16 protein-coding genes are annotated in these 24118 nt (G+C 63.2%); 10 read left to right on the top strand and 6 right to left on the bottom strand.

From position 1 onward, the window contains the following. Nucleotides 1–106 precede the first annotated feature (106 nt). The 9 genes from metH (at nt 107) to KY379_RS13925 (ending at nt 11948) form a co-directional block, all read left to right on the top strand. Nucleotides 107–3814, top strand: coding sequence for a methionine synthase (gene metH / locus KY379_RS13965; RefSeq protein ID WP_261240494.1), 3708 nt, complete (start codon nt 107–109; stop codon nt 3812–3814). Nucleotides 3815–3930: 116 nt separating this feature from the next. Further along, a complete protein-coding gene (locus tag KY379_RS13960) occupies nt 3931–4149 on the top strand; it encodes a DUF2970 domain-containing protein (RefSeq protein WP_261240493.1) in 219 nt (72 codons plus the stop codon). Between the two features lie 412 nt (nt 4150–4561). Next, nucleotides 4562–6214 (top strand): nitrite/sulfite reductase, encoded by a 1653-nt coding sequence (locus tag KY379_RS13955; protein ID WP_133326973.1) that lies wholly within the window; start codon nt 4562–4564, stop codon nt 6212–6214. After that, nucleotides 6198–6692, top strand: a complete 495-nt coding sequence (locus tag KY379_RS13950; protein WP_133326975.1) for a DUF934 domain-containing protein — start codon at nt 6198–6200, stop codon at nt 6690–6692. Before KY379_RS13955 ends, KY379_RS13950 begins: the two co-directional genes overlap by 17 nt. Nucleotides 6693–6906: 214 nt before the next feature. Beyond that, nucleotides 6907–7710 (top strand): 2,5-didehydrogluconate reductase DkgB, encoded by an 804-nt coding sequence (gene dkgB, locus KY379_RS13945; protein WP_261240491.1) that lies wholly within the window; start codon nt 6907–6909, stop codon nt 7708–7710. A gap of 48 nt (nt 7711–7758) precedes the next feature. After that, nucleotides 7759–9207, top strand: coding sequence for an alpha/beta hydrolase (locus KY379_RS13940; protein ID WP_196172677.1), 1449 nt, complete (start codon nt 7759–7761; stop codon nt 9205–9207). A gap of 110 nt (nt 9208–9317) precedes the next feature. Further along, nucleotides 9318–9782 carry a DUF1348 family protein gene (locus KY379_RS13935; protein ID WP_196172676.1) on the top strand — a complete coding sequence of 155 codons (465 nt, stop codon included), beginning with the start codon at nt 9318–9320 and terminating at the stop codon, nt 9780–9782. A 119-nt stretch (nt 9783–9901) separates the two neighbouring features. Further along, on the top strand, nt 9902–11137 hold the full coding sequence (locus KY379_RS13930; RefSeq protein ID WP_133326983.1) for an MFS transporter: 1236 nt from the start codon (nt 9902–9904) through the stop codon (nt 11135–11137). A gap of 37 nt (nt 11138–11174) precedes the next feature. Continuing rightward, the gene (locus KY379_RS13925) at nt 11175–11948 is read left to right on the top strand and encodes an AraC family transcriptional regulator (RefSeq protein WP_196172674.1); all 774 of its coding nucleotides are present in this window, start codon (nt 11175–11177) and stop codon (nt 11946–11948) included. A 57-nt stretch (nt 11949–12005) separates the two neighbouring features. Here KY379_RS13925 and KY379_RS13920 read toward each other — a convergent pair whose 3' ends face one another. Then, nucleotides 12006–12710: an SDR family oxidoreductase gene (locus KY379_RS13920; RefSeq protein WP_261240490.1), complete on the bottom strand. Its 705-nt coding sequence runs from the start codon at nt 12708–12710 to the stop codon at nt 12006–12008. A gap of 90 nt (nt 12711–12800) precedes the next feature. Then, nucleotides 12801–13694 (bottom strand): transcriptional regulator GcvA, encoded by an 894-nt coding sequence (gcvA, locus tag KY379_RS13915; RefSeq protein WP_261240489.1) that lies wholly within the window; start codon nt 13692–13694, stop codon nt 12801–12803. 279 nt (nt 13695–13973) lie between these two features. On the opposite strand from gcvA, the gene KY379_RS13910 reads away from it, so the two are divergent. Further along, a complete protein-coding gene (locus tag KY379_RS13910) occupies nt 13974–15887 on the top strand; it encodes a tyrosine-protein phosphatase (RefSeq protein WP_261240488.1) in 1914 nt (637 codons plus the stop codon). Here the strand turns inward: KY379_RS13910 and KY379_RS13905 are convergent. The 4 genes from KY379_RS13905 to KY379_RS13890 all read right to left on the bottom strand — a co-directional run bounded on the left by KY379_RS13905 (nt 15865) and on the right by KY379_RS13890 (nt 24045). Beyond that, nucleotides 15865–16884 carry an AraC family transcriptional regulator gene (locus KY379_RS13905; protein WP_243744036.1) on the bottom strand — a complete coding sequence of 340 codons (1020 nt, stop codon included), beginning with the start codon at nt 16882–16884 and terminating at the stop codon, nt 15865–15867. The genes KY379_RS13910 and KY379_RS13905 overlap by 23 nt on opposite strands. Before the next feature lie 258 nt (nt 16885–17142). After that, the gene (locus tag KY379_RS13900) at nt 17143–19548 is read right to left on the bottom strand and encodes a glucose/quinate/shikimate family membrane-bound PQQ-dependent dehydrogenase (protein WP_261240487.1); all 2406 of its coding nucleotides are present in this window, start codon (nt 19546–19548) and stop codon (nt 17143–17145) included. Between the two features lie 58 nt (nt 19549–19606). Beyond that, on the bottom strand, nt 19607–20974 hold the full coding sequence (locus KY379_RS13895) for a carbohydrate porin (RefSeq protein ID WP_306466516.1): 1368 nt from the start codon (nt 20972–20974) through the stop codon (nt 19607–19609). Between the two features lie 215 nt (nt 20975–21189). Further along, nucleotides 21190–24045, bottom strand: coding sequence for an HD domain-containing phosphohydrolase (locus KY379_RS13890; RefSeq protein ID WP_261240485.1), 2856 nt, complete (start codon nt 24043–24045; stop codon nt 21190–21192). Nucleotides 24046–24118 lie beyond the last annotated feature (73 nt).

The following is a 24118-nucleotide window of genomic DNA, read 5'->3' as shown; positions in this document are numbered from 1 at the left end:
TTTGCCAACATGAGCATAATTCATGGAAAAGGCCGACGCGCCTAAAAACCGCGCAGCTTTGTTATGATTCCGCACCTTCTGATATTTGCCCGACCAGGTAGTTCTTATGTCCGACCGCAGCGCTCGTCTCCAAGCACTCCAGAACGCACTCAAGGAGCGCATCCTGATCCTCGACGGCGGCATGGGTACTATGATCCAAAGCTACCGGCTCGAGGAACACGACTATCGTGGCACGCGCTTCGCCGATTGGCCAAGCGATGTAAAGGGCAACAACGATCTGTTGCTGCTGAGCCGCCCCGATGTCATCGCGGCCATCGAAAAGGCCTACCTGGATGCTGGCGCAGACATCCTCGAAACCAACACCTTCAACGCCACGCAGATTTCCCAGGCCGACTACGGCATGGAATCGCTGGTCTATGAACTCAACGTCGAGGGTGCCCGCATCGCCCGCCAGGTCGCCGATGCCAAGACCTTGGAAACCCCCGACAAGCCGCGCTTCGTCGCTGGCGTGCTCGGCCCGACCAGCCGCACCTGCTCGATTTCCCCAGACGTCAACGACCCCGGCTACCGCAACGTCACCTTCGACGAACTGGTGGAAAACTACATCGAGGCCACCCGCGGCCTGATCGAAGGCGGCGCCGACCTGCTGCTGATCGAAACCATCTTCGATACCCTCAACGCCAAGGCAGCGATCTTCGCCGTGCAACAGGTGTTCGAGGACGATGGCATCGAACTGCCGATCATGATTTCCGGCACCATTACCGATGCCTCCGGCCGCACCCTGTCGGGCCAGACCACCGAAGCGTTCTGGAACTCGGTGCGCCACGCCAAGCCGATTTCCGTCGGCCTGAACTGCGCCCTGGGCGCCAAGGACCTGCGCCCCTACCTGGAAGAACTGTCGACCAAGGCCGATACCCACGTCTCGGCCCACCCCAATGCCGGCCTGCCCAACGCTTTCGGTGAGTACGACGAAACCCCGGCGGAAATGGCCGCAGTGGTCGAAGAGTTCGCTGCCAGCGGCTTCCTCAACATCATCGGTGGCTGCTGCGGCACCACCCCAGGCCACATCCAGGCCATCGCCGAAGCGGTGGCCAAATACAAGCCACGGGAAATCCCGGAAATCCCCAAGGCCTGCCGTCTGTCTGGCCTGGAGCCATTCACCATCGATCGCCAGTCGTTGTTTGTCAACGTCGGCGAGCGCACCAACATCACCGGCTCGGCCAAGTTCGCCAGGCTGATCCGCGAAGAGAACTACACCGAGGCTCTGGAAGTCGCCCTGCAGCAGGTCGAGGCCGGTGCCCAGGTGATCGACATCAACATGGACGAAGGGATGCTCGATTCCCAGGCCGCCATGGTCCGCTTCCTCAACCTGATCGCCGGTGAACCGGATATCTCCCGCGTGCCGATCATGATCGACTCGTCCAAGTGGGAAGTGATCGAAGCAGGCCTCAAGTGCATCCAGGGCAAGGGCATCGTCAACTCGATCTCCATGAAGGAAGGCCTCGAGCAGTTCAAGCACCACGCCCGCTTGTGCAAACGCTACGGCGCCGCCGTGGTGGTGATGGCCTTCGACGAAGTCGGCCAGGCCGACACCGCCGCACGCAAACAGGAAATCTGTCAGCGCAGCTATGACATCCTGGTCAACGAAGTCGGTTTCCCACCGGAAGACATCATCTTCGACCCGAATATTTTCGCGGTCGCTACCGGCATCGAAGAGCACAACAACTACGCCGTCGATTTCATCGAGGCCTGCGCCTACATCCGTGACCACCTGCCCTACGCCCTGAGCTCGGGCGGGGTGTCCAACGTGTCGTTCTCGTTCCGGGGCAACAATCCGGTACGCGAAGCGATCCACTCGGTGTTCCTCTACCACGCCATCCAGAACGGCCTGACCATGGGTATCGTCAACGCCGGCCAGCTGGAGATCTACGACGAGATCCCGGCCGCCCTGCGCGAGAAGGTCGAGGACGTGGTGCTCAACCGCACCCCGCACGGCACCGACGCCCTGCTGGCGATTGCCGATGACTACAAGGGCGGCGGCGCGGCCAAGGAAGTGGAAAACGAAGAGTGGCGTTCGCTGCCGGTGGAAAAGCGCTTGGAGCACGCACTGGTCAAAGGCATCACCGCGTTCATCGTCGAGGATACCGAAGCGTGTCGCCAACAGTGCGCCCGCCCCATCGAGGTGATCGAAGGGCCGCTGATGAGCGGCATGAACGTGGTGGGTGACTTGTTCGGCGCCGGCAAGATGTTCCTGCCCCAGGTGGTCAAATCCGCTCGGGTGATGAAACAGGCCGTGGCTCACCTGATCCCCTTCATCGAAGCCGAGAAAGGCGACAAACCCGAGGCCAAGGGCAAGATCCTCATGGCCACGGTCAAGGGCGACGTGCATGACATCGGCAAGAACATCGTCGGTGTGGTGCTCGGTTGCAACGGCTATGACATCGTCGATCTCGGCGTGATGGTGCCGGCGGAGAAGATCCTGCAAACCGCCCGCGACGAGAAATGCGACATCATCGGCCTGTCCGGCCTGATCACGCCGTCGCTCGACGAAATGGTCCATGTCGCCCGTGAAATGCAGCGCCAGGGCTTCAACCTGCCGCTGATGATCGGCGGCGCCACCACCTCCAAGGCCCACACGGCGGTGAAGATCGAGCCCAAGTACAGCAACGACGCGGTGGTCTACGTCACCGACGCCTCGCGTGCGGTGGGCGTCGCTACCCAGTTGCTGTCCAAGGAACTCAAGCCTGGCTTCGTCGAGAAGACCCGCCAGGAGTACGTCGAAGTCCGCGACCGCACCGCCAACCGCAGCGCCCGTACCGAGCGCCTGAGTTACGCGCAGGCGGTAGCGGCCAAGCCCAAGTACGACTGGGCAGGCTACCAGCCTGCGGTGCCCTCCTTCACCGGCGTCAAGGTGCTGGAAGACATCGACCTGCGGACCCTGGCCGAATACATCGACTGGACGCCGTTCTTCATTTCCTGGGACCTGGCCGGCAAGTTCCCTCGCATCCTCACCGACGAAGTGGTCGGCGAAGCGGCCACCGCCTTGTACAAGGACGCCCGCGAGATGCTCGACAAGTTGATCGACGAGAAGCTGATCAGCGCCCGCGCAGTGTTCGGCTTCTGGCCGGCCAACCAGGTCGCCGATGACGATATCGAGGTGTATGGCGAAGACGGCCAACCGCTGGCGACCTTGCACCACCTGCGCCAGCAGACCATCAAGCCCGACGGCAAGCCGAACCTGTCGCTGGCCGACTTCGTGGCGCCAAAGGAAAGCGGCGTGACCGACTACGTGGGTGGTTTCATCACCACCGCCGGCATCGGCGCCGAGGAAGTGGCCAAGGCTTACCAGGACAAGGGCGACGACTACAGCTCGATCATGGTCAAGGCCCTGGCCGACCGCCTGGCCGAGGCCTGCGCCGAATGGCTGCACGAGCAGGTACGTAAAGAACACTGGGGCTATGCCCGCGACGAACAGCTCGACAACGAGGCGCTGATCAAGGAGCAGTACAGCGGCATCCGTCCGGCGCCAGGCTACCCGGCCTGCCCTGACCATACCGAGAAAGAGACCCTGTTCCGCCTGCTCGATGGCAGCGCCATCGGCGAAACCGGGCCAAGCGGCGTGTTCCTCACCGAGCACTTCGCGATGTTCCCGGCGGCGGCGGTCAGTGGCTGGTACTTCGCCCATCCGCAGGCGCAGTACTTCGCCGTGGGCAAGGTCGACAAGGACCAGATCGAGCGCTACAGCGCACGCAAGGGCCAGGAAGTCAGCGTGAGCGAGCGCTGGTTGGCGCCGAACCTCGGTTACGAGAGCTGACAGCGCTTCGCCGACAAGCCGGCTCCCACGGGTTTTTCACCGCCCTGTTGGAGCCGGCCTGGCGGCGATTGGGCCTACACTGTCCTTGATCGCCTCTGATTACCTCGGGAGCCACCATGGACGATTCCAGCCAAGACAAGCGGCCAACCTTCTGGCAAATGCTGCACAGCATTCTCGCCGCCGCCTTCGGCGTACAGAGCGGCAAGAATCGCGCGCGCGATTTCACCCATGGCAAGGCGAGCCACTTCATCGTGCTCGGCACCCTGTTCACCCTGGTGTTCATCCTGGTGCTGATCGGGTTGGTGCAACTGGCCGTGCACCTGACCGCTCGCTGAACAGCGGCGGCACAGGCACGTCACGGTGGCAGGATAAGGCTACTGATGGCTGACCCAGTAAACGGCAGTGACCACCACCAGTACGATCAGGCACAGGATCGCCCAGGCGTCGACGCTGCTGTCAGCTTTGCGGACCTTGGTTGAGTTGCCCATTGCATTGCCTCTTGTAGTGTTATGGGGAATGCACTTCACACCCCAGTAAAGACGAGCAATGCCCTTCCCTCAAGCAGGGTCTTTGAGCGCCGACGAACGCTACAAATGGCAGTCAATCTCACTTAGTTCGTTTGGTTCTTTTCATATGCAAAAACATCACTTTAGCGCATAAACGCAACCTGCTATCGTTCCCGGGCTCCGAACCGGAGTGCGCGGCCGTGCGCGCGAATAGCTGCATGCAGCCTGAGACAGGACTTTTATGTACGTATACGACGAGTACGATCAGCGGATCATCGAGGACCGCGTCAAGCAGTTCCGTGATCAGACCCGCCGCTACCTGGCCGGTGAGCTGAGCGAAGAAGAATTCCGCCCTCTGCGCCTGCAGAACGGCCTCTATATCCAACGTTTCGCCCCGATGCTGCGCGTCGCCGTGCCCTATGGCCAGCTGAACGCACGCCAGGTACGCACCCTGGCCAAGATCGCCCGCGATTACGACAAGGGCTACGCCCATATCTCCACCCGCCAGAACGTGCAGTTCAACTGGCCGGCCCTGGAAGATATCCCGGACATTCTCGCCGAACTGGCCACCGTGCAGATGCACGCGATCCAGACCAGCGGCAACTGCCTGCGCAACACCACCACCGACCAGTTCGCAGGGGTTGCTGCAGACGAGATCATCGACCCACGCCCGTGGTGCGAGATCGTCCGCCAGTGGACCACCTTCCACCCGGAATTCGCCTACCTGCCACGCAAGTTCAAGATTGCGATCAACGGCTCGAAGGAAGACCGCGCTGCCATCGAAGTGCACGACATCGGCCTGGAGCCGGTGCGCAACGCTGCCGGTGAGTTGGGCTTCCGCGTGCTGGTCGGCGGTGGCCTGGGCCGTACCCCGGTGGTCGGCTCGTTCATCAACGAATTCCTGCCCTGGCAGGACCTGATCAGCTACCTCGACGCCATCCTGCGCGTGTACAACCGTTACGGCCGCCGTGACAACAAGTACAAAGCGCGGATCAAGATTCTGGTCAAGGCGCTCACCCCTGAAGTGTTCGCCGAAAAGGTCGAGGCCGAAATGGTCCACCTGCGTGGCGGCAACACCACGCTGACCGAACAGGAAGTGCAGCGCGTCTCGCGTCACTTCGTCGACCCCGACTACCTGGCACTGGACAACGTCGACTACGCCGCCCAGGACGCCGAGAACCCAGGTTTCGCCCGCTGGCGCTCGCGCAACACCCGCGCCCACAAGCGCCCAGGCTATGTGGCCGTGACCTTGTCGCTCAAGCCCACCGGCGTAGCCCCGGGCGACCTGACCGACAAGCAGCTCGACGCCGTGGCTGACCTTGCCGAGCGCTACAGCTTCGGCTTCCTGCGGACCTCCCACGAGCAGAACATCATTCTCGCCGACGTCGAGCAGCGCCAGTTGCACGCGCTCTGGCTGGAACTGCGCGAAAGCGGTTTCGCCACGCCGAACATCGGCCTGTTGACCGACATCATCTGCTGCCCAGGTGGCGACTACTGCTCGCTGGCCAACGCCAAGTCGATCCCGATCGCCGAGTCCATCCAGCGCCGTTTCGACGACCTGGACTACCTCTTCGACATCGGCGAGATCGACCTGAACATCTCCGGCTGCATGAACGCCTGCGGTCACCACCACGTCGGCCACATCGGCATCCTCGGGGTGGACAAGAAGGGCGAGGAGTTCTACCAGGTCTCCCTGGGTGGCAACGCCGCGCGCGACGCGAGTCTGGGCAAGATTCTCGGCCCATCGTTCGCACAGGAGCAAATGGCCGACGTGATCGAGAAGCTGATCAACGTGTACGTCGAACAGCGTACCGAGGAAGAGCGCTTCATCGACACCTACCAGCGTATCGGCATCGACCCCTTCAAGGAGCGCGTCTATGCAGCGAATCATTAAGAACAATCAGATCGTCGACGAAACCTGGCACCTGCTGCCCAAGGAAACCTCGTTCGACGAGCTGACCAACTGCGACGACTACATCGTTCCGCTGCAGATGTGGCGCGACCATGCCCACGTACTCAAGGCCCGCGATGGCGGCCTGGGCATCTGGCTGGACAGCGACGAGCAAGCCGAGGAAATCGGGGACGACGTCGAGCACTTCCAGGTCATCGCGCTGAACTTCCCAGCCTTCACCGACGGACGCAACTATTCCAATGCGCGCCTGCTGCGTGATCGCTACAAGTTCAAGGGCGAGCTGCGCGCCATCGGTGACGTATTGCGCGATCAGCTGTTCTACCTGGCCCGTTGCGGTTTCGATGCCTTCGCCATCCGAGCCGACAAGGATCCGGAAGACGCCCTGCAAGGTCTGAAGGACTTCTCGGTGACTTACCAGGCCGCCGCCGACGAACCGCTGCCGCTGTTCCGCCGCCGCTGATCGTCGCTGCTTGACCAACGGCCCGCCCTTCGGCGGGCCGTTGCGTTTCCAGGACCTGCCCCGCCCAACTCTTGCCGCCAGGTCAAATGACCTTCGCACTCCCCCGCCTTAATCAATCCCGTTGAAACCTGCACACTGCTGCTCACTCGAACACTTACCGGCCTGGAGCGACTAGGCTCTATTGGTTCCTTCATCATTCAGCAGGAGCAGCCCAATGAGCATTCCTTCCTTCGGTCTGGGTACCTTCCGCCTTTCCGGCCAGGCCGTCATCGATTCGGTCAAGACCGCCCTGGAGCTGGGCTACCGGACCATCGACACCGCGCAGATCTACAAGAACGAAGCCGACGTTGGCCAGGCCATCGCCGAAAGCGGCGTACCGCGCAACGAGCTGTTCATCACCACCAAGATCTGGGTCAATAACTACGCCAAGGACAAACTCGTTCCGAGTCTGCGCGAGAGCCTGAGCAAACTGCGTACCGACTACGTCGACCTGTTGCTGATTCACTGGCCGGCACCAGGCAATGGCGTTGAACTGGGCGAATACATGGCAGCGCTGGCCGAGGCCAAGCAGCAAGGCCTGACCCGGCAGATCGGCGTGTCCAACTTCAATATCGAGCTGACCCGCCAGGCCATCGAGGTCGTCGGCGAGGGCGAGATCGCCACCAACCAGATCGAACTCAGCCCCTACCTGCAGAACACCAAGCTGGCGCAGTTCCTTCAGACCCAAGGCATTACCGTCACCTCGTACATGACCCTGGCTTATGGCAAGGTACTCAAGGATCCGGTGCTGACCGCGATCGCCGCCAAGCACAACGCCACCGTCGCCCAGGTGGCCCTGGCCTGGGCCATGCAATTGGGTTACGCGGTCATCCCTTCGTCGACCAAGCGTGAGAACCTGGCCAGCAACCTGCTCGCCCGCGACCTGCACCTGGACGCAGACGACATGGCGCGGATCGCTACACTCGAACGCAACGGCCGCGAAGTCAGCCCCGACAACCTTGCCCCCCAGTGGGACTGAGGGACTGGAACCGCAGCCCGACGTAGATCAGGTTTTCAAGGAGGAAGGATGCCGATGCGGCGGCTGATGGTTTCGCTGGTAGTGCTGGTGCTGGCCCTGATGCTGATTGTCCTGTTCGGTTTTCGCATCACCGCGATCGCCGACTTTCGCCTGGAGCCCTGGCACACCTATGTCCCCGAAGAGCTCGACGCCAATACCATCGACCGCAGCGACTGGGCAGGCTATGTCAATGCCGAGGCCAAGCTGTTCGCGGCACTGCAGCAGGAGATGCGCGAACAGCTGGCCACCGAGCGCTCTTCGGCCTATAACCGTTTCGATGCCAGCAGTCGGGTGTACCCGGGCAACCTGACCCGCGACTGGAACCGCTCCTACATCGCCGAGCCGTCCCAGTCGCCCAAGGGCGCCGTGGTACTGCTGCACGGTCTGACCGACTCACCCTACAGCCTGCGTCACCTGGCCAGCCACTTCCAGGCCAAAGGGTATGTGGTCGTGGCCATCCGCCTGCCAGGCCATGGCAGCGTACCCGCCGGCCTCAGCGCTGCCCACTGGGAAGACTGGATGGCCGCCACCCGCCTGGCTGTGCGCGAAGCCACCCGCCGCGCTCCCGGCCAACCCTTGTATCTGGTTGGCTTTTCCAACGGCGGCGCCCTGGCGGTGAAGTATGCCCTGGATGCACTGGCCCGCCCGGAGCTGAGCAGGCCGGACCATCTGATCCTCCTCTCGCCGATGATCGGTGTCAGCCGTTTTGCCCGCTTCGCCGGCATCGCCGGCCTGCCCGCTCTGTTCCCGGCGTTCGCCAAGGCAGCCTGGTTGAGCGTGCTGCCCGAATTCAATCCGTTCAAGTACAACTCGTTCCCGGTCAACGCTGCCCGCCAGTCCTACGAACTGACCGAAGCGCTGCGCCAGCAGTTGCTGGACGCCGGCAAAAACCCGCAACGCCTGCAGGCGCTGGCGCCGATCGTCACCTACCAGTCACTGGTCGATGGCACGGTGAGCACAGCCGCGATCCAGACCGAGCTCTACGACCGGCTGCCAGCCAACGGCAGCGAACTGGTGATCTTCGACACCAACACGTCGCTCGGCATCGATGACATGCTGCGTCCAGCCGTTGCGGCCCTGCGTGAACAGCTGTTCGCTGCGCCCGCCCGCCGCTACGCGCGGACCTTGGTCGGCGCTCGCGGTCAGGGCGATGCCCGAATGCGCTCGCTGCGTTACGCCGCCGGCAGCACCGCAGCCACGGAGCAGATGCTCGCTGCCAGCTACCCCAACGGACTGTTCTCACTGTCGCATGTCGCGTTGCCCTTTCCCCTCGATGATGCCCTCTATGGGCAACAGCCCAGCCAGGTGGAAAACTACGGCGTCCACCTGGGTACCTTGAGCATGCGCGGCGAACGCGGAGCCTTGATCCTCGACGCCGGCAACTTTTCGCGGGCAACTTCCAACCCATTTTTCCAGCTCATGCTGGATAACCTCGACCGCACTGCCCAACTGCGTTGAGCGCGGGTTATTTCGCCTGATGCAATTATGATGTTCAGTGGACGGATATTCTCCCTGCCCCGTGGGCGTACTACGCTTGAAATCCGCCCCTACCGCACGAGGAGACCGCAATGTCCCGCCCACCGCTGCCGCCCTTCACCCACGAAAGCGCCATCGAGAAAGTCCGTCTCGCCGAAGATGGCTGGAACAGCCGCGACCCGGCCAAGGTCGCGCTTGCTTATACCGTCGACACCGTTTGGCGCAATCGCGTGGAGTTTCCCCGTGGTCGGGACCAGGTACAGGACTTCCTGACCCGCAAATGGAACCACGAACTGGAATACCGGCTGATCAAAGAGCTATGGGCCTTCACCGGCAACCGCATCGCGGTGCGCTACGCCTACGAGTACCACGACGACAGCGGCCAATGGTTCCGCGCCTATGGCAACGAGAACTGGGAATTCGCCGAGGACGGCCTGATGCAGCATCGCCACTCGAGCATCAACGAACACCCCATCCTCGAGAGCGAGCGCAAGTTCCACTGGCCGCTCGGTCGTCGCCCGGACGACCATCCGGGGCTCAGCGATCTGGGGTTATGATCGCTGGATGATGTCCGATTCGCGCTAGTGGGTGCCTGTTCGGCGTGAGACAGGCAAACCGTCCAGTGGCTACCCTGCCTGGGCAATGCCTTGTTCCCACCCGAAAGAAGACACTACCCATGACGACGCCTTCCGCCACTCTGGCCGCAGCGACGGCGCACGACGACCAGCCCCAGGGCTTCGTGGTGCGCATCGTCGGCGCCGCCGCCTTCGCCCACCTGCTCAACGACCTCATCCAGGCCGTGCTGCCATCGATCTATCCCATGCTCAAGAGCGACTTCGCACTGAGCTTCGCGCAGATCGGCTGGATCGCCCTGGTCTACCAGGTGACCGCCTCGTTGCTGCAGCCCTGGGTGGGCATGTACACCGATAAACGTCCTCTTCCGTTCCTGTTGCCGTCCGGCATGCTGATAACCCTGGTCGGCATCGCCCTGCTGGCCTTCGCCGGCAGCTATGGAATGCTCCTGCTGGCTGCCGCGGTGGTCGGGGTCGGCTCGGCGACCTTCCACCCAGAAGCATCGCGGGTAGCGCGTATGGCTTCGGGCGGGCGCTTCGGCACTGCCCAGTCGACGTTCCAGGTAGGTGGCAATACCGGCTCGGCCATCGGCCCGTTGCTGACCGCCGCCATCGTCATCCCCCATGGTCAGCCGGCCATCGCCTGGTTCATGTTGGCGGCGGGGCTCGCGGTATACGTGCTGCTGCGGGTCACCGGCTGGACCGTGCGCCACGGCCAGACCCAGCTCAAGAGCCTGGCCGGCCATCAGGCCCCGGGCCTGAGCAAAGGCGCGGTGTGGCGCGCTGTCGGCGTCATTGCCCTGCTGATGTTTGCCAAGTTCGTGTACATCGCTTCGTTCACCAACTACTTCACTTTCTACCTGATCGAACGCTTCGGCTTGAGCGTGCAGCAGAGCCAGCTCTACCTGTTCGTATTCCTCGCCGCCGTGGCCCTGGGGACCTTCGCCGGCGGTCCGGTGGGCGACCGCATCGGCCGCAAGGCGGTGATCTGGGTGTCGTTCCTCGGCGTGGCGCCGTTCGCCCTGGCCTTGCCGTACGCCAACCTGGCGTGGACGGCGGTGCTGGCGGTAGCCATCGGCCTGGTGATGTCCTCGGCCTTCGCCGCGCTGGTGGTCTATGCCCAGGAGGCCGTGCCGGGCCGGGTGGGGATGGTCTCCGGAGTGATGTTCGGGCTGATGTTCGGCATCAGCGGCATTGGCGCCGCCGGGCTGGGCGAGCTGGCCGACCGGCACGGGATCGTCTGGGTATATCAGGTGATTTCGTACCTGCCGCTGCTGGGGCTGGCCACGGCGTTGCTGCCGATGACCCGCTCCAAGGCACACCCGAGCCGCTGCTGCTAACATGGCCGCGCAGTATCCGGGGGCGCGTGAGGGCAACATGGTCAGATCTCAACAGGACTTACTCGCAGAAGTAGACGCGTCCCCCTGGGAGGTGGGTAGCCGGGCGACCGACTACCCATCGAGCTGGTACATCGCCCCCCATGCACATGCCAAGCACCAGTTGATCTATGCCATCAACGGCCTGATGATCGTCGAGTCGGCCTGCGAACGCTGGACCGTGCCGCCGAGTCGCGGGATCTGGATGCCCTGCGGCCAGGTGCACGCCATCCGCTGCGTAGGCGATGTGAAGATGCGTAGCGTGTTCGTCCGTCCTGATGCCGCCAGCGATCTGCCGCTGCAGAGCAAGGCCATTGGCATTTCACCCTTGCTCAGCGAGTTGATCAAGGCTTCGGTGACCCTGACCACACCGTTCACTGCCGATTCGCGCGCGGGCAGGATCATGCGCTTGATCCTCGACGAGATCTGCGTGTTGCCGACCTTGCCGCTGAAGCTGCTGCAACCCGGCGACAAGCGCCTGCGGGTGATCTGCGCGACCTTGCAGTCCTCGCCTGACGATGGCTCTACCTTGGCCGACTGGGGTGAGCGCCTGGGCGTGGACGAGAAAACCATCCAACGCTTGTTCCGCAAGGAAACCGGCATGACCTTCGGCCAGTGGCGCCAGCAGGCACGCCTGATGCTGGCATTGGAACGCATCGCCCTGGGCGAGCGCATCATCGATGTGGCCGGCTCACTCGGCTATGACAGCCCGAGTGCATTCGCCAGCATGTTCAAACGCCAGTTCGGCATCACCCCCAGCCAATTCTTCAAGTGAGCCCGGTTCGCCTCACGACGCCCCGTGCGCCTGGCGCGCGGTCACCGGCAGCTACGCTCAGACACTGCGCGTCACGCCCCCATCGACCTTGATGTTCTGCCCGGTGATGTAAGCAGCCCCCTCGCTGGCGAGAAACGCAATGGTCGCTGCGATCTCCTCGCTGGTGCCGTAGCGCTTGAGCGGCACGCTGTCGCGGCGCTGCTCGGTTGCCGGCAGGCTGTCGATCCAACCTGGCAACACGTTGTTGATGCGCACGTTGTCGGCGGCATAGGTGTCGGCGTAGATCTTGGTGAACGAGGCCAGGCCGGCACGGAACACCGCGGAGGTGGGGAACAGCTCGGTAGGCTCGAAGGTCCAGGCCGAGGAAATGTTGATGATCACCCCGCCCTTCTGCCGCTGCATGATCGGCGTCACCAGGCGGGTCGGCCGAATCACGTTGAGCAGGTAGGTGTCCATGCCCTTGTGCCAGTCCTCGTCGCTGATTTCCAGGATCGGCGCACGCGGGCCGTGGCCTGCGCTGTTGACCAACACATCGACGCGCCCCCATGTGGCGACCACGGTGTCGACCAGACGACGCAGATCATCGAGCGACTGATTGCTGCCGGTGAAGCCGATCCCGCCCAATTCCTCCGCGAGTGCCTCGCCCTTGCCAGACGAAGACAGGATGGCGACCTTGTAACCATCGGCCGCCAGTCGTCGCGCTGCCGCCGCTCCCATGCCACTGCCGCCTGCGGTGATGATCGCCACTTTTTCCACTGCCATGATACCTCCACACACTCGTTCAGGATTTGCCTTACCTTAGCGTGCTTTCGGGCGAGCAGAGAGACACCCAAGCTTGCCTGAGCCAGTAGATTAACTATCGTCTGCCTGTTGTCTGAGCCAGTTCCTCACGATCTCCAGCATCGGTGCTTGCCTGGCTTTTCGCGGCCACACCAGATAGAACGCCTTGTCACGCTGCAGTACCTGGCCAAATACCTGCTGCAGACGGCCGGCGGCGATGTCGCTGGCAACGAAGGCCTGATCGGCCAGGGCGATCCCCTGACCATTGATAGCTGCCTCGATGGCCAGGGAGGTCTGGTTGAAGCGCATGTGCCTGGCCGAGATCGGTTCATGCTGGGCGAACAACGCCGCAGTGAATTCGGGCCAATCGTCATGGGCATCGTGCAGCATTACATAGCCTTGCAGTGACTCGGGGCTGGTCGGCGGACCGTGCTGGGCGAACAATGCCGGGCTGGCCACTGCGACGATTCGTTGTGCCATCAGCCGTTCGCAGTCCAGGCCCGGACCGAAGGGCGGTTGGCCGTAGCGCACGGCGATATCCACTGCATCGGTATGGAAATGCGACAGGCGATCGGTGGCCAGCACCCTCAGATCGATACCAGGATGGCATTCGGCAAAGGCGCCGAGCCGAGGGATAAGCCATTTCGATGCGAAGGTGGGCGTCACGCTGACCGTCAGGTGCGCCGGCTCCGGTCGCAACAGTCGCGTCGCCTCGTCGATCATCGCCAAGGCGGTGCGGATGCTGCCGCTGTATGCCCTGCCCGCGTCGGTCAGGGCCAACCCGCGCGCCCGGCGTTCGAATAGGGGCAGCCCCAGGCTTGCCTCCAGCCCGCGGATTTGCTGGGCGACGGCAGCCTGGGTGACACCTAGCTCCTCGGCCGCCAGGCGGAAGTTGAGGTGGCGAGCCACCACTTCGAAAACCCGCAGCGCATTGAGCGAGGGGAGCGTGGCAAAACCTTCTGGCATGGCAAGGGTACGCGATCGGATAAGGGAGTTCGGCCGAGGCTAGCCGCTGGCGCCGGGAAAGGGAACCCGGCGCTGTCCAGAACAAGGCCCCGCTCACAGCCCTTTGCTGAGCCAGCGTACCTTCGAAAAACGCACCTCACACCTACTCCTCGAGGACAAAACACGCAGCCCCCGGACATAACGCGCAGTCATCGTCGCCCTGCGACGCCTTGTAACATTCAGTTTCATGTAACTCGCGGACAGTAGCTCGCTCAATCCAACCACAATGAGACCTGTCCCGTGCTGCAACGTGTGCTCTGCTCCCTGTCCTTGCTCACCCTCGCCATTGCCAACGCCAACGCCACCGACGCGCTCGACACTCCGCGCCTGGCTGGCATGGACAACTTCCGCGATATCGCCGGCACCACCGAGGCCTACACCACCCGCCATGACGGCGTGATGCGCGCAGGGGTTTTCTACCGCTCCAACGCCTTGACGCCGACCGCCTCGGACCTGGCCGTGCTCAACGGCCTGGATATCAGCGATGTCTACGACCTGCGTACCGCCAGCGAAATCGCCAGCACACCGGACACCCTGCCCGAAGGTGCCAGCTACACCAACATCGATATCCTCGGCACCACCACCTCAGGTGCCAATCTCACCAACATTTCATTGACCACCGCTGCCGAAGCGCGGGCGATGATGGAGGATGCCAATCGCAGCTTCGTCAGCGATGCGAACGTGCGCAGCCAGTTCACCACACTGTTCAACGACCTGGCCGCCGCCGACGGCGCAGCCCTGTTCCACTGCACCGCAGGCAAGGACCGCACCGGCTGGACCGCCGCGGTACTGCTGAGCATCGCCGGCGTCGACGATGCGACGATCATGGAGAACTACCTGGCGACCAACGACTACACCTCAGCCCGGGTGGCCGCCACTCTCGCCGCCATGCCGGCGAGCATGGCAGAGGTCTACGCACCGCTGCTGGGCGTCGAGGCCAGTTACCTGCAGGCCGGCCTGGACGAGGTCACAGCCGAATACGGCAGCATGGACAACTACCTCAAGCAGGGCCTGGGGCTGACCCAGGAAACCCTCTACGTGCTGCGCGGCAAGATGGTGCGCTACGCCATGCTGCCGGGCCAGACGGGTCTGCAGGGCAACGCCGCCGCCGGTGCACGGCTGCTCAACCAGTTGCAGGACAGCTCGCTGTCGGGCGCCTACACCGCCTACAACTACTACCTGCAATCGGCGATCGATGCCGGCACCCTGGGTGGGGTCGAATCACGGGTCGGCGGCCAGGTGCATGCCGATGCCGCCAGCTACCTGCTGCGCCAGGACGCGATGATCGACCGCGCCGCCGCGCCCTTCACCAGTGGTGTCGACCTCAAGGCCGGTCAATCACGCCTGTGGAGCACGGCCCTGGCCAGTTACCTGGGCACCGACAGCTCGGTACAGGCCCAGAGCAGCAACGAGCACAGCCAGGGCCTGATGATGGGCCTCACCCAGCGCTTCAACGAACAGCTCAGTGGCTACGCAGGCTTCGGCTACAGCCGTGGCAACGTTGGCGGTGCTGGCGGCGACGTCGACACCGACCTGACCTTCCTCAGCCTGGGCGCACGCTTCGCCCCCAGTAGCCTGGACCGGGGCGTGTTCGTCGAAGCCAAGGCCAGCGGCGGCTGGCTCGACTACAGCAGCAAGCGCGACATCGGCAGCGGGCTGGGCACGGCCAAGGGCGACACTCACGGCAACCTGGTCGGCGGCAGCCTGGCCCTAGGCTATCGCCTGCCCACCGATGACGTGATATTGGAACCGACCTTGGGCATCCGCATCAGCCATGTCGACCTGTCAGACTTCGATGAGAAAGGCAGCGAGTTGGCCTTGCAGGTCGACGACCTGAACGCCACCCGCCGCGCCGCGCTGGCCAACCTCAAGGTCTCGTTCGCTCCCTACCCGCTGGGGGCCTGGCAGCTCGTCCCAGGCATCGAAGTCGGCTATGAACGGGTTCTCGGTGATCGCCAGATCGACAGCGAAGCTCAGCTGTTGGGCCTGGATATCGAGCAGCGCGCCGCATTCGACGACCGCGACCAGTTCAGCGGCGGGGTCAACCTGATGGCCAGCCTCGGCGCCCTGAGCATCGCTGCCGAGGTCGCGGCCCTCGGCAGCAGCGACAGCCACGGCGTGAGCGGCAGCCTCAAGGCCAGCTACGCGTTCTGATGCCGTTGCTCGGGGTGGCCTGGCTCAGGCCACCCCGCCGCACATCCGCCGGGCTGAGGCCATAGGCTTGCTGGAAATACTGGGCGAATCGCCCGGCGTTGCTGAACCCCAAGCCCAGGGCGACCTGCGCCACCGTGCCGCTGTCGTCGCGACGCAACAGCTCATGCGCCCGTTCCAGGCGCACCTGGCGCTGGTAGGCGACGATCGACATGCCGGTGAAACGCTTGAAGCCATCCTGCAGGGCACGCAGGCTGACATTGGCCAGGCTCGCCAATTCGCTACCGCTGACCTGGCTGGCGGGATGCTCGCGAAGGTACGCTGCGGCCAACTTGACGTGACGCGGAGCGATCGAGGGCTGTGTGCTGCCCAGGGCTTCGCTGTGATTGTGCGGCCAGTTCTCCAACAGCGCATCCACCAACATCTCCTGGAGCCTGGCGGGCAGCAGCAGGCCGGAATTGAGCAAGGTATCGAACTCGCTGCCGGTGGCCAGTTCCAACAGTGCCCGAATGCCCTGGAAGGCGGACGCCTTGAGGTCGACCACGGGGGCGAACCGAATTGGCTTGACCAGCGCTCGCCCCAACAGTGCCGTCAGACGCTCGACGAACACGCCCCGTCGAATCGACATGCCGCACTGGGCATGGCCATCGGCAATGTGCACCGAGCGAATATCCAGTTTGTCGAGCGCAAGGCCAACCTGATTGCCGCCCACTGCCTCGCCACGATGGTCGAACACGATACGCCCGGCGGTGGGCAGCACGAAGGTGATCTCGTCCTGGGGCGTGGGCAAGGCGATGGTGAAGTCACCCCGGTAGTGCATGCGTCGCACGCTCATCCCCGCGAAACGACCATAGACGCCGCCGATGGAAATGCCCTCGCCCAGCGGCGGTATGTCGGCATACAGGTTGCCGAACAGCTGCGTGAACAACGCGCCGAAATCATCGCTGCGCATGTCGTTGGAGCGGAGAATGATCTGCTTGCGGTTCGTACCGGTATGCACGGCATCGGTCCTTGTGCCAAGAGTGGGGACCGGCACCCTAGCAGCCCGCCATGACAGACAGGTGACTGGGGCCACTAACCGTCTCGTTGGACACGGCTGTGCTGCGCATAGCCTTCCCATCCTTCTGGCTGACCGATACCGTAAGGCCCGCTGGCTGAGGTGCCTACTGGCAAAAATGACAGGTCGAGGGTGCACTGCGAGGGAGGTGCAGACATGAAAATGCCGCTCGAAAGCGGCATTTTCATGACGGCGGTGAGGTCAGTCAGCGAGCTTGTACGCGATCACGTAGTCACCCTGCTTGGTCCCCAGCGAGCCATGACCACCAGCCATGACCAGCACGTACTGCTTGCCGTCCTTGCCCTGGTAGGTCATTGGCGTGGTCTGCGCGCCGGCCGGCAGGCGGCCTTCCCACAGGACCTTGCCATCGCGCACGTCATAGGCGCGCAGATACTGGTCCAGGGTGCCCGACAGGAACGCCAGGCCGCTGGCGGTCATGAAGCTGCCGCCCAGGCTCGGTACGCCCATCGGCAGGGCCAGCGGCAGCGGCGAGTTATCGCGCACGGTGCCGTTCTTGTGCTGCCAGATGACTTTGTGGGTGGTCAGATCGACCGCCGCCACATAACCCCATGCCGGCGCCTGGCAAGGCAGGCCGATCGGCGACAGGAACGGCGACATGATCACGCCGTAAGGCGCGCCCTTGTTAGGCTGCACGCCTTCGGTCTCGGACTTGCGAGCCGGACCGCCGGCAACGTCCTCGCTCGGTACCAATTGCGATACGAAAGCCATGTAGTCCGGGTTGGCGAACAATACCTGGCGCACCGGATCGACCGAGATACCGCCCCAGTCGAACACGCCGAAGTTGCCTGGGAACACCAGCGAACCCTGCAGCGAAGGCGGCGTGAACATGCCCTCGTAGCGCAGCGACTTGAACTGGATGCGACAGAGCATCTGGTCGAACGGGCTCACCCCCCACATATCGCTTTCTTTGAGCGTGGTCGGCGAGAAGTTCAGGTCAGAGAAGGCCTGGGTCGGTGAAGTATGGTCGCCCTCCACTGCGCCCTGAGGCACCGGACGTTCCTCGATCGGCACGATGGCTTCGCCGGTGCGGCGGTCCAGCACATAGATGCTGCCCTGCTTGGTCGAAGCCAGCAGCGCAGGCTTGATGCCGTCTGCGGTCTTCAGGTCCATCAGCGTCGGCTGACCGCCGACGTCCATGTCCCACAGGTCGTGGTGAGTGAACTGGTGGGTCCAGCGCACCTTGCCGGTAGCCAGGTCTAGCGCAGTCACGCCGGCGCTGTACTTTTCCGATTCGGGGGTACGGTTGCCGCCCCACTGGTCAGGCATCTGGTTGCCCATGGGCAGATAGACCATGCCCAGTTGCTCGTCGACCGAGGCCACCGACCACATGTTCGGCGAGTTGCGGGTGTAGAACTCATCGGCAGCGATCGGCTCGGTGGCATCCGGCTTGCCCGGATCCCAATTCCACACCAGGTGACCATCGTGCACGTCATAGGCACGCACCACGCCCGACGGCTCGTCGGTAGAGACGTTGTCGGTGACGTGACCACCGATGATGACCAGGTCCTTGGTCACGGCAGGTGGCGAGGTGGAATAGTAACCACCGGCGGCGAAGGTGCCGATATTGGTGGTGAGGTCGATCTGGCCCTTGTTGCCGAAGCCTTCGCAGACCTTGCCGGTGTCGGCGTTGAGCGCGATCAGGCGGGTGTCGGCGGTCGGCAGGAACAACCGGCGCGGGCAGGCGTTGGCGTCAGCGGCAGTGCTCGGGCTCTGCTCGGCAGAGGTCTCGGCATAAGCGGCCTGGTCGTGATAAGCGACGCCGCGGCAGGTCATGTGCGCCCAACCCTTGAAGTTGTCGGCGTTCTGCGTCGACAGTTTCGGGTCAAAGCGCCAGATCTCCTTGCCGGTGTCCGGGTCCAGGGCAATTACCTGGCTGTGCGGCGTGCACACGTACAGCATGCCGTTGACCTTCAACGGGGTGTTCTCCGCTGTGGTCTCGCCGGGATCGTTCTCGGTCGGGATATCGCCAGTGCGGAAAGTCCAGGCCGGTACCAGCTTGTGCACGTTCTCCGGGGTGATTTCCTTGAGCGGCGAGTACTTGTCGCCGAACGGGGTGCGCCCGTAGTGCTGCCAGTCACCATCGGGCTGGGCCGGGGCACTGCTGGTCACATCGGTGCTGGTGCGCTCCAATGTACCGTTGACCTCGCGGTGCTCGACGAACTGGCTGGCCAGTGCGGCAAGGCCCGCCACTACGACAGCGAAGCCCAGCGCGCCGGTGCCCTTGCCTGCCGCTTCACTGTTTTGCAGCGGGCGGCGGAACCAGGGCAGCAGCATCACGATGCCGAGCACGAACCACAGGGCCAGGCGTGGCACCAGGCGCCACCAGTCCAGGCCGACTTCGACCAGCGACCAGACCGTGCTGGCGAACAGTACCAAGGCGTACAGCCACAGTGCGGCAGGCTTGCCGAGCAGCAGCAGGATACCAGTCAGGGCGATGCCCACGCCGGCGATGAGGTAATACAGCGAGCCGCCGATGGTCGCAAGCTTGATACCGCCCGCCACCAGGGCCAGGCCCATGAGTAGCAGGACGACACCGAGCAAGCTCGGTAGCAGTCGGCTACGGTTCGAAGCACCCTGAGTGCTCATAGAAAAAACTCCATTTTGAGTGGATCAAAAAATCCGGACCAGGCCGGCGTGCATCACGTCAGAACGACGCTTGAATCTTCAGGCCACCGACCCAGGCATCGTCCACTTGGGTCACGCCACCGGGGTGACGGATGTACTGCACGTTCGGTCGAACGGTCAGCCATTGGGTGACATGAACCCCGTAGTTCAGCTCGGCGTTGTACTCCGTGTCCTGTACCGGCGTGTAGGACGGGTCGTCATAATCGTAGACGCCATTGAACAGATTCGAAGCTTTGGCATTCTTGCGATAGGAAGGGTTCACATGGATGAGCGACACGGCGAAGCCGATATCGTCCAGTGGCCGTGCGTCGAGCAGACCTTTGTAGACAGCACCCGCCGACACGTAGTGATCGACCAGGTTGGTCTTCTTGTCGTGCACGGTGGCCATGGTGAACAGGCTCAGACCGCGCGAAGTATCGGCACCGACCTGAGTCACCTGTTGCTTCACACCGAACCAGAAACCATGCTTGCTCGAAGCGCTGCGGTAGTCGTTGCCGCTGATGGCCGCGGGCTGACCGTTGCTGTCTTTGAGCACGTCCTTGGCATCGGCGGTGCTGTAGTAGTAACCGGCGCGGTACTCACCGGGCAGGCCATTGACATGCGGCTGCCAGACCAGCTCGACCGGCAATACCGCACCCTCGGTGCCACTGCCGCTGAGCTTGAAGCCATTACCCGATTCGGTATTGGACGGGTTCTGTTCGTAGGCGCCGATCTGCGCATAAAGCTCAGGGGTGAGCGCATATTTGACCCGCGCCGCCCATTGGCTGACCGGCCAGTTGTACCAGATTCCACCCCAGTTACCGACCTGCGAGCCACAGAACGCCAGGTTCTGGAAATCGCAGTCGTAGGTGTTGAAATCTTCGCCTTCGCCGAACCGGCCGACCTTGATGTCCAGGCGCTGGTCGAGGAATTTCTGCTGGTAGAACATCTGGGTAAGGCGCCAATGGGAGCCGCGCCCCCAGACTTCCTGGGACGAGCTCAAGGTGCCGACCCGAGGGTCACCCACGCGGTCGTTGGAGATGTTGTCGCCGTTGCGGTCGGTGACCGTCAGCTGGAAGGCAGCATCGTGCCAGCCCAGCAACTTCTGCAGATCGAACTTGGCGCCGAAGGCGAATTGATCGCTGTAGCGGGTGGCACGGCTATTGTCGTAGCCGCCGCCGAGATTGGCGCCGACTTCACCCACGTAGCTGGCATTGAATTCGACGCCACGCTGCGCGAGGTCGTCGCGGGTGCCGCCCCAGTTGCCGAACATATAAGGCGATTGACTATCGAAGGCGTCCATTGCCGAGGCTGGGCTGACCACTGCCAAGCCGCTGAGCAGCGCGAAGGTGAACGTGCAGGCCTGCAAGCCGGATGGGCCGAGGTAGCGCTGTCTTGAGTCTTGCATGCAAATATTAACGCTCGTTTTCTATAGGGATATGAGTAAGGGAGGGAAATCTGCTATCAGGATGAACAGCAGATGTTACTAAGTATTTCTAGCTCATTCGCAAGTGTAATACATTGTCCAATGCAATTTCTTGAGGACTGTGCACGGAATTATTGTGAATTTCGCACGACCGGGAGAATGGCACCGAGACCCATGAGCATCGACACGATGGCGTTTTACGCTGGTATCTGCGCCAACCAGTAGTCCACGTCGACCTCGTCGATCTGCTCGGGCCGCAGGAATCGCTCGCCATACTGGCGGTACACACCGCTGCTGAGGAACAACCGCAGTAACTGACCGTCGATGTGGTTGTCACGGGCCATGGACACCAGGATCTTCACCGACTCGGACAATGTCTTCGGCGGCTTGTAGGGCCGATCAGCAGCGGTGAGTGCTTCGAAGATGTCGGCGATGGCCATGACCCGCTCGGGAATGCTCAGCGCCTCCCGCCCCAGCCGCCTTGGGTAGCCGGTGCCGTCCATTTTCTCATGGTGATGGCCGGCGATCGCCGGCACTCGTTTGAGCTGGCGAGGGAACGGCAGCGCTTCGAGCATGATGATGGTCTGCACGATGTGTTCGTTGATCTTGAACCGCTCTTCTTCGGTCAGCGTGCCCCGGCGAATCGACAGGTTGTGCAGCTCGCCGTAGTTGCTGGCATCGGCAGGCAGGCGCATGTCGAAGCCCCAGAGGTTACGCGGATCGTACTTGTCTACCGCCGGCTTGCGTTCACCCCATGGCACACGATGCTCGGGGCGGTCGGCCAGCAGCGTCTCGTCGGCTGGCAAGGGCGTGGCCGGCACGCCAGCGAAACGCTCCTGTTCATCACGGGAAAGACCGAGGCGGTTATCGAAGTGCCGCTGCCAGCGACGCTGGCCGATACGCTGCAAGCGCCCGATGTCGTCTTCCTGCATGAACTCGCCGCCGATGTTGGCCTTGGCAACGAAGGCGAACTCCTCCTGCAGTTCGGCCTGGGTGAGCTGCAGCGCCCGCTGTAGCGCCTGGCGATCCGCGCCGCTGGCCAGACCTTGCCAATAGGCAAGCTCGGCATCACGCCAGAGCACCTCGAAACGCGTGCGCACTTCATGGATCCGGTTGTACAGGGTTTCCAGCTTGGTGGCTTTGTCGACCACGTACTCGGGGCTGGTGACCTTGCCGCAATCGTGTAGCCAGGCGGCCACGCGAAACTCGTAGCGCTCCTCCTCGTTCATGGTGAAATCGGCGTACGGACCACTGTCGGCACTTATCGCCCGGTCGAGCAGCATCTGCGCCAATTGCGGCACTCGCTCGCAGTGGCCACCGGTATAGGGGCTCTTGGCATCGATGGCATCTGCCAGCAGCTTGATCATGGCATCGAGCAAGCGTTGCTGAGCCTCGACCAACTGGCGGGTCTCGATGGCAACGGCCGCCGCGCCGGACAACTCGTGAACGAAGCGTCGGAACGGCTCGGTGACCTCTTCGTTGGCGGTCGTCTGTTCCAGTTGCAGCACGAGGACACCCAGCAGCACCTGATCGCGGTCGTTGAGCGAGACCGCCAGGCCTGAGCCGGACAATTGCAGAGCCTGTGTGACGGCAGCGGCGAGACCTTCGGGGTGCTCGGTATCCACGGCGAGTTCGTCAGGGTAGCCTTCCACGCCGCAGGCGGCGGCCAGGCGTAGCCGAGCATCGTCGACATCGAACAGGTACACCGCCCCGGCCTTGACCCCGGCCGCCTGCACCAGATGCGTGAGGACGCCATCGAGCATCCGCTCCAACTGACTCTCACGGCTGAGCGTGAGGGTGATCTGCTGCATGCTGCGTATCGTCCCCGACATCCGGCTGAGCACCTGACTCAACTCGCGCACCTCGGTCACCCGCGAAGCGACACCCACTTCACGGCTGAAATCGTACCCTGCAAGGCCCCGCACCTGGTTTGCCAACGTACGCAGCGGCAAGCCGATGCGCTTGCCGAGCAATCCGCCGAGCACCAGCAGCACGGCCATCAGCACCGCGGTCCACAGCAACTGCTCGAACAGTACCTTGCGCGCCCCTGCCAACAATTCTCGAGCCGGCACGGCAAGCAAGACTTCCAGGTTGTGCCCGGCCAGGCTCATCAACGGCACCCGCATGCCGTACCAGAGCACGCCCTCCACCTCATACAACTGCGGCTGTCCGCTTTCGGGCATCTGCTCCCGGATGTGCGCAAGACTCGCAATCCCCAGCTCGCCGATGCTCGACAGACGCACGGCCTCGCCTTCGCGGACGATCATCCGCTCGAGATCCGGATAGGCCACCACCTGACCGCGCTCATCGAGCACGACGATCTCGGTCCCCGCCGTCATGCGCAAGTCACGGCTCTCAAGGGCCAAATCGTTGACCGAGACATCCATACCGATCACCGAGCGCCCGTCGACGCTGCGCTGCGCCAGGGTCAGGCCGACTTCGCGGGTGGTGTAGAACACGTAAGGACGGGTCAACACGGTGCTGGAACGATTGGAGGCCGAGACGAACCAAGGCCGTGGCCGCGGATCGTAGTGGTAATCCGGCTTGGCCTGGACTTGCAACAAATTCACGTCCTGATCGTAGAAACGCCACTCCCCTTGCAACTCGCCGTTCGCGCCTCGGCTAATGCTTTGCACCAGGTACACGCTGCCCACCGGTGCCGCGAAGCGCTGCAGCAGTTGGGGGTCGCGCAGGCGGCGAACAAGAAAGAACTCGCCGTTGGTGAAGCCGACATAGGTGGAGCTGACCATCTTGTTCACCTGAAGGCTCTCGACCAACTGCGGCAAACGCGCCAGGCGCTGCTCCAGATCGCCAGGAGTCGGCGTGAAGGCCAGCATGCGCAAGCTGCTCTGCGCAGGCTCGATCAACCGACGGGCGCGCTCGTCGATGGTCTTGGCGACCTGATGGGCCGCATCCCCGGCAGCTGCCACCAGCGCCTGGCGCATGCCCTGGTAGCCCTGCCAGGCAAGGCCGGCGCCGAGCAACAGAATGCCGAGCATGATCGCCAGCGCAACGACAAGTTGCAGAGATACCCCTCGCCCAGGGTGGTTCATCGGTTTTCTCCGCGAGATACCCCGTACTTTAGTGCGGGGAGGGATAGCGAGGCGTGCGAACTGCGCGCCCTTA

This window comes from Pseudomonas sp. HD6422 (genome assembly GCF_025377065.1).
Lineage (GTDB): Bacteria > Pseudomonadota > Gammaproteobacteria > Pseudomonadales > Pseudomonadaceae > Aquipseudomonas > Aquipseudomonas putida_U.
This window is presented reverse-complemented; position numbering and strand designations above follow the sequence as displayed.